Annotated in this window: 13 protein-coding genes; 8 read left to right on the plus strand and 5 right to left on the minus strand. The window is 71.0% G+C overall.

What is annotated here, in order from left to right; all coding sequences use genetic code 11:
• Positions 1-9: 9 nt before the first annotated feature.
• Genes pstB through phoB form a run of 3 tightly spaced genes read left to right on the plus strand, consistent with a single transcriptional unit; the run spans position 10 to position 2,316 of the window.
• Entirely contained in the window at positions 10-849 is an 840-nt protein-coding gene (gene pstB, locus EV659_RS03935) for a phosphate ABC transporter ATP-binding protein PstB (protein WP_132707546.1), read from the plus strand.
• 34 nt (positions 850-883) lie between these two features.
• On the plus strand, positions 884-1,621 hold the full coding sequence (phoU, locus tag EV659_RS03940; RefSeq protein WP_132707547.1) for a phosphate signaling complex protein PhoU: 738 nt from the start codon (positions 884-886) through the stop codon (positions 1,619-1,621).
• Positions 1,618-2,316 carry a phosphate regulon transcriptional regulator PhoB gene (gene phoB / locus EV659_RS03945; RefSeq protein WP_132707548.1) on the plus strand — a complete coding sequence of 233 codons (699 nt, stop codon included), beginning with the start codon at positions 1,618-1,620 and terminating at the stop codon, positions 2,314-2,316. The genes phoU and phoB overlap by 4 nt, the downstream gene beginning before the upstream one ends.
• Positions 2,317-2,398: 82 nt before the next feature.
• Here the strand turns inward: phoB and EV659_RS03950 are convergent, their stop codons facing one another.
• Positions 2,399-3,520, minus strand: coding sequence for an alpha/beta fold hydrolase (locus EV659_RS03950; RefSeq protein WP_132707549.1), 1,122 nt, complete (start codon positions 3,518-3,520; stop codon positions 2,399-2,401).
• Positions 3,520-4,191 (minus strand): uracil-DNA glycosylase family protein, encoded by a 672-nt coding sequence (locus tag EV659_RS03955; protein WP_132707550.1) that lies wholly within the window; start codon positions 4,189-4,191, stop codon positions 3,520-3,522. The genes EV659_RS03950 and EV659_RS03955 overlap by 1 nt, the downstream gene beginning before the upstream one ends.
• A 216-nt stretch (positions 4,192-4,407) precedes the next feature.
• On the opposite strand from EV659_RS03955, the gene egtB reads away from it, so the two are divergent.
• Together egtB and egtD are read left to right on the plus strand one after the other, a co-directional pair.
• On the plus strand, positions 4,408-5,730 hold the full coding sequence (gene egtB / locus EV659_RS03960; RefSeq protein WP_200287444.1) for an ergothioneine biosynthesis protein EgtB: 1,323 nt from the start codon (positions 4,408-4,410) through the stop codon (positions 5,728-5,730).
• A complete protein-coding gene (egtD, locus tag EV659_RS03965) occupies positions 5,730-6,707 on the plus strand; it encodes an L-histidine N(alpha)-methyltransferase (RefSeq protein ID WP_132707551.1) in 978 nt (325 codons plus the stop codon). The genes egtB and egtD overlap by 1 nt, the downstream gene beginning before the upstream one ends.
• Here egtD and EV659_RS03970 read toward each other — a convergent pair.
• From EV659_RS03970 to EV659_RS03980, 3 genes are all read right to left on the minus strand, one after another.
• The gene (locus tag EV659_RS03970) at positions 6,704-7,945 is read right to left on the minus strand and encodes an NfrA family protein (RefSeq protein WP_165878708.1); all 1,242 of its coding nucleotides are present in this window, start codon (positions 7,943-7,945) and stop codon (positions 6,704-6,706) included. The two genes, egtD and EV659_RS03970, sit on opposite strands and share 4 nt — an antisense overlap.
• Before the next feature lie 191 nt (positions 7,946-8,136).
• Positions 8,137-9,648 (minus strand): glycosyltransferase family 2 protein, encoded by a 1,512-nt coding sequence (locus tag EV659_RS03975; RefSeq protein WP_132707553.1) that lies wholly within the window; start codon positions 9,646-9,648, stop codon positions 8,137-8,139.
• A 208-nt stretch (positions 9,649-9,856) separates the two neighbouring features.
• Positions 9,857-10,894 (minus strand): cobalamin biosynthesis protein, encoded by a 1,038-nt coding sequence (locus EV659_RS03980; protein WP_132707554.1) that lies wholly within the window; start codon positions 10,892-10,894, stop codon positions 9,857-9,859.
• 250 nt (positions 10,895-11,144) lie between these two features.
• Here EV659_RS03980 and EV659_RS03985 point away from each other — a divergent pair, with 250 nt between their 5' ends.
• From EV659_RS03985 to EV659_RS03995, 3 genes are all read left to right on the plus strand, one after another.
• Entirely contained in the window at positions 11,145-12,278 is a 1,134-nt protein-coding gene (locus EV659_RS03985; protein WP_132707555.1) for an acyl-CoA dehydrogenase family protein, read from the plus strand.
• Between the two features lie 98 nt (positions 12,279-12,376).
• The gene (locus tag EV659_RS03990) at positions 12,377-13,192 is read left to right on the plus strand and encodes a sulfite exporter TauE/SafE family protein (RefSeq protein ID WP_165878709.1); all 816 of its coding nucleotides are present in this window, start codon (positions 12,377-12,379) and stop codon (positions 13,190-13,192) included.
• Positions 13,193-13,255: 63 nt separating this feature from the next.
• Positions 13,256-13,723: a DUF3833 family protein gene (locus tag EV659_RS03995; protein WP_132707557.1), complete on the plus strand. Its 468-nt coding sequence runs from the start codon at positions 13,256-13,258 to the stop codon at positions 13,721-13,723.
• Positions 13,724-13,829 lie beyond the last annotated feature (106 nt).

Genomic DNA, 13,829 nt, shown 5'->3' on the forward strand with positions numbered 1-13,829 from the left:
GAGACGGTGATGACCGCCGAGACCACGAAACAGCCGACCCCGGCCGCGCCGGCACCGGCGCCGAGCGACCTGTCCACCGCCGCCGACCGCCCCGACGTCAAGATGTCGGCGCGCGACGTGCACGTGCACTATGGCGACACCCACGCCATCAAGGGCGTCACCATGAACGTCAATGCGCGCGAGGTGACCGCGCTGATCGGGCCGTCGGGGTGCGGCAAGTCCACCTTCCTGCGCTGCTTCAACCGCATGAACGACACCGTGGCGTCGGCGCGGGTGGACGGCGAGATCCTGCTCGACACCCAGGACATTCACGCGCCCGAGATCGACGTGGTGCAACTGCGCGCCCGGGTCGGCATGGTGTTCCAGAAGCCCAACCCGTTCCCGAAGTCGATCTACGACAATGTGGCCTATGGACCGCGCATCCACGGCCTGGTGCGCAACCGCGCCGACCTCGACGAGGTGGTCGAGACCAGCCTGCAGAAGGCCGGGCTGTGGGACGAGGTCAGCGACCGGCTGGAGGTGCCGGGCACGTCGCTGTCGGGCGGCCAGCAGCAGCGGCTGTGCATCGCCCGCGCCATCGCGGTCAACCCGGAGGTGATTCTCATGGACGAGCCCTGTTCGGCGCTCGATCCGATCGCCACGGCACGAATCGAAGAATTGATCGAAGATCTGCGCCAACGCTATGCCATCGTGGTGGTCACCCACTCCATGCAGCAGGCCGCACGGATCAGCCAGCGCACGGCGTTCTTCCACCTGGGCCACCTGGTCGAGTACGGTGAAACCGGCGCGCTGTTCACCAGCCCGCAGCAGGAAAAGACCAAGGACTATATCACCGGCCGCTACGGTTGAGCCGCATGCTGGATGGCAGTAGGAACCGCGTAGAATGACCCAGGCGCACACGCACACACTGAAATCCTATGACAAGGAACTGGACGACCTGCGCACGCTGGTCAGCCAGATGGGCGGGTTTGCCGAGGCGCAGGTGCGCAGCGCGGTCGACTGCCTGACCACCCGCGACACCGCCATGGCCGAGCGCGTGGTCGCCGCCGACCGCAAGCTCGACGCCATGGAACTGGAACTGGAACGCCAGGTCCACGGCATCATCGCCCGGCGCAGCCCGGTGGCCGACGACCTGCGCGGCGTGATCGCGGCGCTGAAGATCTCGGGCGCGCTCGAACGGGTCGGCGACTATGCCAAGAACATCGCCAAACGCGCCACCGTGCTCAACCAGTCGAGCCCGATCCGCGCGGTCGGCATCCTGCCGCAGATGGCCGCCGAAACCCAGCGCATGATCGCCGACGTGATCGACGCCTATGTGGAGGCCGACTCCGGCCGCGCCATCGACGTGTGGCAGCGCGACGAGCGCGTCGACGCGCTCTACAACAGCCTGTTCCGCGAACTGCTCACCTACATGATGGAAAACACGCGCCTGATCACGCCGTGCACCCATCTGCTGTTCTGCGCCAAAAACCTGGAGCGCGTCGGCGACCACGCCACCAACATTGCCGAAATGGTCTATTTCTCGATCACCGGTGTGGTGATGGAGGACGTGCGCCCGAAGGGCGACGACACCAGCTACACGACCCTGGACCCCAACGATCCTGAGAGGTACGGCGCATGAAGGCCAAGATTCTGTTCGTCGAGGACGAAGCGAGTCTGACCGAGTTGGTTCGCTACAATCTGGAGCGGGAAAACTTCGACGTCACCTGCGCGGCCGACGGCGAAGAGGGGCTGATGATGGCCACCGAGGTGCCGCCCGACCTGATCCTGCTCGACTGGATGCTGCCCAACCTGTCGGGCATCGAGATCTGTCGCCGGCTGCGCCGCAACACCGCCACCGCCAGCGTGCCGATCATCATGCTGACCGCGCGCACCGAAGAGGCCGACCGGGTGCGCGGGCTCGACACCGGCGCCGACGACTATATCACCAAGCCGTTCTCGCCGCGCGAATTGATCGCGCGCATCAACGCGGTGCTGCGCCGGGTGCGCCCGGGCCTGTCGGGCGAGGTGCTGCGCTACGGCGACATCGTGCTCGACAGCAAGAGCCACAAGGTGATGCGCAACGACCGGCCGGTCCATCTGGGCCCCACCGAGTTTCGCATGCTGCGCCACTTCCTCGAAAACCCGGGCCGGGTGTTCAGCCGCGAACAACTGCTCGACGCGGTCTGGGGCCACGACGTCTATGTGGAACTGCGCACCGTCGACGTGCACATCCGCCGGCTGCGCAAGGCGCTCAACACAGACGACCTGCCCGACCTGATCCGCACCGTGCGCTCGGCCGGCTACGCGCTCGACTACGAAACCGCCCCGGCCTGAGCGCCGACCGCCCAGTCGCCGACCGCCTGACCGGCACCGGCCCAGATCACGGTCCTGATCGCGGCCCGGAGCGGGGTCCCGATCACGACCCCGCGCCCGACAAAGCGGGACCAACGGCACCGCCATCGCGCGCCTCGTCGCCGGCGACCACCGGGTCGGCCAGCGCTTCGACCGGCCGGGCCGCCGCCTCATAGGCCCGGCACACGCCCACATCGGCGACCGCCGCGGGCGTCGACGGCGCCACCGGGGCCAGGCCGGCAAAGCTGCGGATCGCGCGCAGCACCGGGGCCCGGCCCCGGTCGCGCAGCATCATGTGATAGCTGTCGGGGAACCGCTCCAAGCGCCCCAGGTCGGCCGGCAGCGTCCGCTCAAGCCGCGCCACCGGATCGGCGGGCACGATCTGGTCCCGGCCGCCATAGACCGCGAGCCACGGCACGCGCACACCGTCCGCCGCCTTGAGGCCGGCGTCCATGGTGTCCACCAGCCCCTTGACCGTGGCCATGCGGGTCGCCTTGATCACCCGCGCGTCGGCCCCCATGGCGGCGAGCAGCGCGCGATTGTCCGACGGCACCCGGTCGAGCCCCTCGCCGGTGGGCGACCAGCCGGGCGCGACCAGGGCCACCAGCCGCAGCGACAGGGCATAGAAGGGGTTGAGCGTCGACCAGCCCCACACCGCCGGCGCCACCAGCACCACGCCGTCAAGCGCCGGCGCCGTCGCCGGATCGGCGGCCACCTGCAAGGCTACCGCACCGCCCATGCTGACGCCCAGAAGATAGAGCCGGGCCTTGGGGTAGCGCGCGCGGACCAGGGCGACCATGGTGGCGGCGTCGGCCACCAGCCGGTCGTTGCCCGGCCACAAGCCCGCCTGGGCGTCGTCGCCGAAGCCGCGCTGGTCGTAAGACACCAACAGCGCCCGCTCGCCCACCAGGTCGGGCGCCGGCACCGCATAGCCGCAGCGATAGTCGTTGAAGCCGTGCAGGGCCAGGAACACCGCCTCGGGGTCGTCCGCCCGGCCCCAGCGCGCGGTGGCCAGCGCGGTGCCGTCGGCCATCACCGCCCGCGCCCCGTCCCAGCCGGGCGCCCCGGGGGCCAGTGCATCGGGCGCCGCCTCGGGCAGCTCATAGCGCGCCGCGCAGCCGGCCAGCGCCAACAGCCCCAAAACCGCCAGCACCGGACCCATGCGCCGTCGCCATCCCATAGCCATCACGTCTGTTTCTCCTTTCGCCTCGCCCGGTGTGCCCCATCGGCTTGGATCCCGCCATCCGCCAGGTCCGCCCGCGCGGCGTCAAGGGCTTCGGCGACCCGGTCGCGCAGGCGCGGCACCAGTTCGGCCTCGAACCAGGGGTTCTTTTGCAGCCAATAGGTATTGCGCGGCGAGGGGTGCGGCATGGGCACCCGGTGGGGCCAGAACCGGCGCCAGGTGCGCACCGTGTCGGTCAGCGTGGCGCCGCGCTCGGCGCCCAGATGATAGGCATGGGCGTATTGGCCGATCACCAGCGTCAGACGCGGCGGCGCCAGGGCGGCGAACAGCCGGTCGTGCCAGGTGCGCGCGCATTCGGGCCGCGGCGGCCGGTCACCGCCGCGCCCCGCCCGGCCAGGATAGCAAAAGCCCATGGGCACGATGTTGACCAGCCGGGCGTCGTAGAAGGTCGCCCGGTCGACGCCCATCCAGCGGCGCAGCCGGTCGCCCGACGGATCGTTGAACGGCAGCCCGGTGGCGTGCACCCGCGTGCCGGGTGCCTGGGCGGCGACCAGGATGCGCGCCGTGGCCGACGCCTGGACCACCGGACGCGGCCCGAGCGGCAGCGCCTCGGCGCACAGCCGGCAGGCGCGAATCTCGCGCAACAAACACGCCACGGTTTCAGCCTGCGTCATCGCGCCCTACCCGGTTGCGTCTGCGCCAAACCGCCGCGCCCGGCCGTCGTGGGCAGCAGAAAAAGTCTTGCGTCTTCAAGCTCTCCCCGCCTGGGCGGCGGTCATTTCCGGTGCCCCGGGTTTACCCCGGCGGCCGGCTGTGTTCAATTCCGCCGGTCCGGTCGCTTGCGGCCGTGGCGCCGGGAGCCGACGAGGACCAAAAAAGGGAGATCCGCCGTGCCGACCCGACAGCCCGAGTTACGCGTGTCCCCCGACCTGGCCGCGGCCGAATGCCTGAGCGACCATTTCCGCACCGTGCGCAATCGCACCGAGGCCCTGGCCGCGCCCGTGTCGGCCGAGGACGCGCAAGTCCAATCGATGCCCGACGTGTCGCCCACCAAGTGGCACCTGGCACACACCAGTTGGTTTTTCGAGACCTTCGTTCTGCGCGACTTCGACCCCGGCTACGACCCCGCCGACCCGCGCTTCGCCTATCTGTTCAACAGCTATTATGACGGCGAGGGCGACCGCCAGCCGCGCCCCCATCGCGGCCTGATCACCCGGCCGACGCTCGATGAGGTGCGCGCCTATCGCGCCCGCGTGACCGACCGGCTTACCGCGCTGCTCGACGCCGGCGACGCGCGCGAGGACTGGCCCCAACTGGCCGCGCTGGTGGAACTGGGCTGCCATCACGAGGAACAGCATCAGGAGTTGATCCTCACCGACATCAAGCATGTGCTGGCGCAAAACCCGTTCGCCCCGGCCTATGCCGCGCCCTACCCCAAGCGCGTCGCCAGCGCCCCCGACCACCGCTTCGTGGCCTTCGACGGCGGCGCTGTCGACATCGGCCATGCCCCGGACGCGCCGGGCTTCCACTATGACAATGAAGGCCCGCGCCACACCCAGATGCTGACGCCGTTCGCGCTCGGCTCGCGGCCGATCACCAATGGCGAGTATCTGGCGTTTATCGAGGACGGCGGCTACCAGCGCCCCGGTCCGTGGCTGTCCGACGGCTGGGCCACGGTGTGCGCCGAGGGTTGGCGACACCCGCTCTACTGGCGCGAAACCGGGGACGGCTGGCAGCAATTCACCCTGCGCGGCCTGCAACCGATCAACTGGGACGAGCCGGTATGCCACCTGTCGTTCTATGAGGCCGACGCCTATGCCAGTTGGGCCGGCGCGCGCCTGCCCTGGGAGGCCGAGTTGGAGGTGGCGACCGCCGCCGCCCGACACGACGACGCCAACGATCTGGGCAGCGGCCGCCTGCACCCCGCGGTCGCGGAAGACCATGGCACGGGCGGGTCGTCGGGCCATGGCCTGGCGCAACTGGCCGGCGATGTGTGGGAATGGACGCGCTCCGCCTACAGCCCCTATCCGCGCTTCGCGCCGCACGCCGGCACGGTGGGCGAGTATAATGGCAAGTTCATGTGCAACCAGTATGTGCTGCGCGGCGGCTCCTGCGCCACGCCGCCCGGCCACTGGCGGCCCACCTATCGTAACTTCTTCCCCGCCGGGGCACGCTGGCAATTCAGCGGCCTGCGGCTCGCCAAGGATCTGTGATGAGCCAAAAAACCGACGCCACCGGCCTGCGCTTCTTCGACATGGCGCCGCCGGTCGAAGACATGAAAAGCGCCGTGCTGGACGGCCTGACCGCAACCCCGAAGGGCCTGTCGCCAAGCCTGCTTTATGACCAGGAAGGCTCGCGCATCTTCGAGGCGATCTGCGACCAGCCCGAATACTATCCCACGCGCACCGAAATCGGCATCCTAAGGGCGGCAGCGCCCGAGATCGCGGCCGCCGCCGGGCCGGATGTGCAGGTGGTCGAATTCGGCGCCGGCGCGCTTGAAAAGGTCGGCCTGCTGATCGACGCGCTGGCGCGCCCGGCGGGCATCGCCGCGCTCGATATCTCGGGCGACCATCTGCTGGCCGCCGCACGCGACCTGGCGCACGCCTATCCCGGCCTCGACGTGGTCGCCATCGCCGCCGACTATCACAAGGACTTCGACATCCCCGCGCCGGTGGCCGGGCCGCCGCGGCGCCGGCTGGGCTTCTTTCCCGGCTCGACGATCGGCAATTTCGCGCCTGACGCGGCGGTCGATTTTCTGACCAACGCCCGGCGCCTGTTGGGCCGCGACGGGCTGATGGTGCTGGGCGTCGACCTGCGCAAGGACCCGCGCATCCTCGAAGCGGCCTATGACGACGCCGCCGGGGTCACCGCCGCGTTCAACCTCAACCTGCTGACCCGCCTCAACCGCGACCTCGGCGCCGACTTCGAACCCGGCCGGTTTCGCCACAAGGCGCTCTACAACCAGGATCTGCACCGGGTCGAGATGCATCTGGAAAGCCTCGCCGACCAGCGCGTCCAGGTGGCCGGCCAGACCATCGCGTTCGCCGCCGGCGAGACCATCCACACCGAAAACTCGCACAAACACACCATCGAGACCGCCCAGGCCCTGGCCGCCGACGCCGGCTTCACGCCCCAGCGGGTGTGGACCGACGACCAGGACCGCTTCAGCGTCCACCTGCTGGCGGCCTAAAACCCCGCCGAGAGCGTCAGCGTCAGGCCGGACCGGTTGGCGGTCCGGCCGGCGAACTTCTGGCGCCAGCGCAGTTCCAGGCGCACCCGGCCGCTACCGGCGCGCTCGGCCGTGCCCGGTGCGCGCCAGACCAGCGCCAGCCCCGGCCCCGCCTCCACCAGCGACAAGGTGTCGCCGAAGCCGTGCTGCGCCAGCGTGTTGAGCGCCACGCCGGCGCGCAACGCCCACCGCTGCCCCAAGCCCCAAGCGTGGCCCGCGCGCGCATCGCCCGAGACCAGCCAATCGGCCGCCGCCGGGTCGATCAGCGCCGCCTGGCCCAGCACCGACCAATAGCCCCAGCGCGACGCCAAGGGCGGCCGCTCATAGCCGCGCCCGGCCGACCAGTCGATGCCCAGCAGCCAATCGTCGCGCGCGGCGTCGCCCACCGCCACCAGGCGCTCGACGCCGACCACCAGATTGGTCGCCGCCAGCGGCCGCCAGCGCACGCCGACCCCCGCCTGCACGGTCTCGCCGGCCACGCCGCCGTCCTCGACCGCCCACAGCGCGCGCGCGAACGGCCGCAGGTCGACACCGACCCAGCGCTTGAGCCACACATCGGCGCGCACCGCGCCCTGGGAGTTGACCAACGTCGGCCCGGCGAGGGTGACCCCCGCGCCGGGCTCGCCGCGCAGCAGCACCGACGCCGACAGCCCGACAACACGGTCCAGGTCGCGCACCTCGCGGCGCAGCCGTTCGAGCCGCCGGGGCTCGGCGTCGGCGCGGGCCCGCTCCAGCCGGATCGCCCGACGAAACGCCGCCGCCGCCCGAGCCTCGGCGCCGCCCGCCGCCTTGAGCGCATAGCCCTCGGCGCGCGCCATCAGGGCACTGGGCCGCCCGTCCTGGGCGCGCGCGAACCAGACCGCCGCCTCGCCGCGCCGGCCAAGCCGGTCGAGCGCGAAGCCCAGATCGGCGGCCAGCCGCGCCAGGGCCTCGGCGTCGAGCCCGCCGGGGCCCTGGCTGGCCCGCAAGGCGTCGGTGCGCGCCAGGGCGGCGGCAAACCGGCGGACGGCTTCGTCCAGGCGCCCGGCCCGCAGCGCCGCATAGCCCGCCTCGGCCAAGGCATAGGGCGCCGGCGCGACGGTGACCGCCAACGGCGCACCGGTATCGGCTTGGGGGGTGGCTTCGGGGTTGGCTTGGGCGTCCGCTTGGGTTTTGGGCGCTTGGGCGCCGGCGGCCTGGGTTCCGGTCTCCTGAGCCACGGCCGCGCCGAGCGCGCTGGCAAGCCCCACCAGCACCAGGCCCCAAACGCAGAGCCAGACGCAGAGCCAGGCCCCAAACCAGACCCCACTCCAGACCCCGAGCCAAGCCCCGACCCAAGCCCCGCTCCGGACCAACAAGCCCGGGATAAGGCCCCGGTCTGAGCGACGGGGGCCGCCCGACCCCGCCGGTGTCACGATGCCGGCTCGCCGGGGCGGCGGCCCGGGCCCGGCAGGCGCGCCGGGTCGGGAAAGCTGTGTTCGGTCTTCTGCCAGACCAGCGGCCGGCCCGAGCGCAGATGGCCCCACACCAGCCAGCCGGCGCGCACCGCCGCACAGGCATTGACCAGATTGGCCACCGGCATGCGCGCCAAGGCCCACAGCCCCTGGCGCCAGCCATAGGCGCGGCCGGTATAGACCATGCGGTGGCCGGCGCGCCACGCCAGCAGCGCCAGATTGACCTGAACCAACGCCAGCGTCCCCGGCGCGCCGACCCAAGCGGGCGCCGACGCCGTGCCCGCCCCGCCATCGAGCCAGGCGGTCAGCCAATAGCCGCCATAGGCGCCCACGAAGCCGTAGCCCGCCAGCGCCAACACCGCCACCAACGGCGCCTTGCGGTCGCGCAGCAGCACCCAGCGCCGCACGACCCCGCCGGGCCAGCCGAGCAGCCGCCAGCCCTGATAGGCGATGCCCACATACCAGCGCGCTTTCTGGCGCACCGCGGCGGAGAACCGATGCGGGAAATAGGCCCGGGTGGCGACCGGCGGCGCCCCCGGCCGGCGCGGCACGCGGGCCAGGATCAGCCGGCCGCCGCGCTCGCCCAGCGCCAGGGCGAGGCTTAGCGCGGCTTCATAATCCTCGGTCAGGCTGCCGGGGCGGAACGGTCGGCCGCCGCGCGCCCGGGCCAGCGTGTCGAGCGCGCCTGCGGCGAACCCACAGCCGACGCCGGCCGACGGCACGCCGCCCGATACCGCCTCGCGCCATGGCAAGTCCTTGCCGTGGGACTCGGCGAATTCGTCCATATAGTGGTTGGCGACGCCGAACCAGGACGGCTGCGCCAGCGGCTCGACCGGCAACTGCACCATGGGATAGCGCCCGACCAGCAGGTTGATGACCGTCAGGGCGTCCGGGTCGACCAGGTCTTCGGCGTCGTGGAGCAGATAGACCGCCGGCGCGTCGGCCCGGGCGGCGGTATAAAGGGCGTTCAGGCAATCGGCCTTGGAGGTCGGCCCGTCACGGTCCAGCGACACGATGCGCAGCCAGTCCCCGGCCGCCCCGGCCCGCCCGCTGGCCCGATCCTTGGCCCGATCCTTGGCCTGATCCCTCGCCCGATCGCTGGCCCCGCCGTCAGCCGGCGACGTGTGCCGCACCGCCTCGGCGGCGCGCGATGTCAGGGGATCGTTCGGATAGACGCCCAGATAGACCCGATAGCGGCGGTAGCGGACCGAGCGGCGCAGGCTCGCCAGCATCGGCCCGATCACCTCGGCCTCCGACCAGGCCGGCACCAGGATGGCGATCGGCCGCTCAGCCAGGGTCGGCAGCCGGGCGACGCAGGCGCGTCTGTGGCGGCCATAGACCCACAGACGCCGCCACAAGGTCCGCCCATGGTGGCCCAGATCGGTCAGCAGGTCGTCAAGTCCGTTCAGCGCGATCAGCCCCGCCACCGTCCAGAACAGACCGGCCAGGATTGCTTGAACAAGGGTCATTGACCGGGTGCCCGACGGTGGAAGCCCGCAATCGCCGCGCCGGCCCACTGCCGATGCGGCGAACACCAGTGTCGGTTATTCCTAGAAAAACATCAAGATTGATACCCGGAACAGGGCCGTCATTGCGCGTCAGACGCGTGGCCCGGTCGGGCAGGGCTTGCCAGCCCGATCGCCCGCCCGGAACCGGGCGAGACGACCACAAAACCCGCTAGGCCGGCGGCGGCATCACCAGCGTGGCCAGCGGCGCCGCATAGCCAAGCGCGGTCGCCAGCGCCAGGATCAGCGCCAGAGTCAGGCTGACGCGCACGAACAGCATCAACGCGGCGCACATTTGCGGCGTATCGGCGTCCTCGATCGGGCCGCCGTAGAAGGCGCCGTCATAGGCGGTGCCCTTGATGCGCACCGGCCCGCCGAGGCGCAGCCCAAGCGCGCCGGCAAACGCCGCGCTGACCGGCCCGGTCATGGGCAGATAATGCCGATTGCCGGCGCGATAGCCGGTCACGACGGCCTCCCAGGCCCGCCCCGGCCACAGGCTCAGCGTGGCGAGCCCGACGATCACCGGCGACAGCACCGCCACCGGCGCCATCAGGATCTGGTTGAACCGCGCGCCACCCCACCCGAAACAGGCGCTGAACGGCGTCTGATCGTTGATCATGTGATGGAAGCCGTTGACCGTGCGCAGGACCAGAAGCCCCGGCAGGCCCAACAGCAGATAATAGAACACCGGCGCCATCAGCCCCTCGAACGCGGCCCGGGCGGTGTTTTCCACGCAGGTGCGCGCCAGCCCGGGCCGGTCGAGCGCGGCGGTGTCGCGCCGGGCGGTCAGGGCCAGGGCCGCACGGCCCTGTTCGGTGCCGGCGGCCAAGCTGCGGATGACCACGCGGGTGCGGTCCAGATGGGCGCGCTGGACCAACACGGCGGCGATGATGACCACTTCGAGCAGCCAACCATAGGGCACTGCGGCCACGAACCACATCAACAACACGCCGACCAGCCCGGCCAGCAGGACCAGAAAGGCGAGCGTGGACAGCCCGTCCGCCTTGCGCATGGCGGCGCTCATGTTGGGCCGGTTATAGCGCTGTTCGAGCCCGCCGACGAAGCGGTTGGCGGCGTCGATCGGGCCCTCGAAGGTGCGCCGCAGCCACGTGTCGCGCCCCAGCGCCATGTTGAGGACCAAGCCCAAAAGCAACACCAGCATAGGCGGCAGGGCCACGGGATTGATCTCGGTCAGGGAGATTATCGGCATCGACACACTGTTCCCGCTCTTCCCTCGCTACCTTCTTTCCCGCACGCGTCCGGTCGGGCGCTTTGTGACGGCACCCTGTCATGGCACCGCCACCGGCGGGCGGCAAGGGCCTTGGCACGGTACCCGACACCACACCCTGGCACGCCACCCGGGCACGCCCCCCTGGCGTGGCTGGTGGCGACCGGCTATACAGCCTCGACGTTCAAGCTGAGCGTCCAGTCGCCGATACAGCACCAGATCGGGGCCCGAAATGGATTTTCAATACAGCGAAGAACAGCGCCTGCTGGCCGACAGTGCGGCGCGGTTCGTGCGCGAACGCTATGATTTCGAGACCCGCCAGCGCATCGCCATGGGCGAGGCCGGCTTCAGCGCCGAGCATTGGGCGCAGATGGCCGACCAGGGCTGGCTTGCCCTGCCCTTCGCCGAGGCCGACGGCGGCCTGGGCGCGGGCCCGGTGGAAATGATGATCGTCATGGAGGCACTGGGGCGCGGCCTGGTGGTCGAACCCTATCTGCCCACCGTGGTGCTGGCCGGCGGCGTGGTCGCCGCCTGCGGCAACGCCGACCAGCGCGCCGCGCTGTTACCGGCCATCGCGACGGGCGAGCTTAAGGCCGCCTTCGCCCACGCCGAGGCGGCGGCGCGCTATTCGCCCGCCTTCACCGCCTGCGAGGCGCGCCCGGCCGAGGGCGGCGGCTATGTGCTGACCGGCGCCAAGTCGGTGGTGCTCGGCGCGCCCTTGGCCGACCGGCTGGTGGTGCTGGCGCGCACCGGGCGCAAACCGGGCACCGCCCAGGGCTTGAGCCTGTTCCTGGTCGACCCCGCCGCCGACGGCGTGGTGGTGCGCGGCTATCCCACCACCGACGGCCAGCGCGCCGGCGACGTACTGCTCGACGGTGTGCGGGTCGGCGCCGACGCCATGCTCGGCCCGCGCGGCCAGGGACTGGCGGTCGCCGAACGGGTGCTCGACGCCGCCACCGCCATGCTGTGCGCCGAGGCGCTGGGCGCCATGGACGCTGCGGTCGCCATGACCCGCGAGCATCTGCGCACCCGCACCCAGTTCGGCCGGCCGATCGGCGATTTCCAGGTGCTCCAGCACCGGCTGGTGGACATGACCATCGCGGCGGAAGAGGCCCGCTCGCTGACAATCCGCGCCGCCCTGATGCTCGACGCCGACGAGGCCGAGCGGCGCGCGGCGGTATCAGCGGCCAAGGTCACGGTCGGCGACCGGGGCCGGTTCATCGCCGCCCAGGCGGTGCAACTGCACGGCGGCATGGGCGTGTCGGACGACATGGCCGTGGGCCACTATTTCAAGCGCCTATACATGGTCGAACAATTGTTCGGCGACAGCGCCTATCACCGGGACCGCTGGCACGCGCTGCAATAGGCGCGGCACTCTCAAACCGTCGCACACATGGCGCGATGGCGGCCGTCGAGCCGCCCCGCTGCCGCTTTCCCCCGCTGGCAATCGAAAAGGCATGCGCCATGGAGGCCCCCGATCAGTTAGTGACGCTTGCTGCCCTGTTGGCCGCCGCCGGGCTGACCGCCGGGTTCATGGCCGGCCTGCTGGGCATCGGCGGCGGCATCATCATGACCCCGGTGCTCTACACGGTGTTCGGGCTGACCGAGGTGGACCCGGCGATCCGCATGCACGCAGCCCTGGCCACCTCGCTGGCGATCATCGTGCCGACGGCGATTTCCAGCGTCCGCGCCCACCACGCCCGCGGCGCGGTCGACGTGGCGCTGGTGCGCGGCTGGGTAGCACCCTTGTTCGTCGGCGGGCTGGCCGGCGCCGGCCTCGCCACCGCGCTCGCCAGCGATGCCCTGGTGATCCTGTTCGCCAGTTTCGCCGCCCTGATGGCGGTGCGCATGCTGCTGCCGGCCAAGCCGCCGGCGGTCGCGCGGCGCGTGCCCACCGGTCCTGCGGGGATGGTCGCACCCACGTTGATCGGCGGGCTGGCCGCCATGATGGGCATCGGCGGCGCGGTGTTCACCGTGCCCTATCTGGCGCTGTTCTCGGTGCCCGTGCACCGGGCGGTGGGCACGGCGGCGTTCACCGGCCTGGTGGTCAGCCTGATCGCCGCCCTGGGCTATATCGCCGGCGGCCTGCTGCACGGCCCGGTGCCGCCCTATTCGCTGGGCTTCGTCAATCTGCCGGCGCTGGCCATCGTCGCGCCCTTGTCGGTCGCCGCCGCGCCCTGGGGGGCCAAGGTGGCGCACCGGCTGAGCCGGCGGCAATTGTCGGTGCTGTTCGGGCTGTTCCTGGCCGCCAGCTCGATCCGACTTTTTTCCACCCTTTGACACCGCGCGCTGATCCGGCCCGGGCGCTCGCTCCGTAAATCTTGAAGCAAGGAGCAAAGCCCGATGGACACTCTGACCTATCAAGACAAGTTGACACTCACCGGCTTCTTCGAAGGCCCGGTCAGTGGCGACGGCGTGGTCACCGGCCGCCGGGGCGACATCAAGCGCCGGTTCAGCGGTGCCTTCGAGGGCGCGCGGGCCGATGGCGGTCTGACCGTTTCTGAGGCGCTGCGCTTCGACGATGGCGAGCTGAGCGAACGCAACTGGCTGATCCGCGAGGGCCGCGACGGGCACTACAGCGTCGCCCCCGGCCACGACACCGGGGCGGCCGATATTCGCACCCTCGACCCCACCGCCGGCGGCTGGCGCTGGACTTACACCATGGACATCCCGGTCCAAGGGCGGTCGATCGCCATGAAGGTGGTCGATCTGATGGTGCCGCTCGACCGGACGCACATGGTCGCCCACACCACGCTCGCCAAGTTCGGCATCGTCATGGCCCACGTCTATACCAGCTATACCAAGAATTAAGCTCCGTCCGCCGCCCGCTGCCTCGGTCGGCGCGACCCGCGGCCTGCCACTTTAGGGGTTCTTGACCCCCGGCAGGCCGCGGCCTACCGTGCCGCCGCTTTCCCTT

Origin of the sequence: Rhodothalassium salexigens DSM 2132 (assembly GCF_004341375.1) — a bacterium.
Classification (GTDB): domain Bacteria; phylum Pseudomonadota; class Alphaproteobacteria; order Sphingomonadales; family Rhodothalassiaceae; genus Rhodothalassium; species Rhodothalassium salexigens.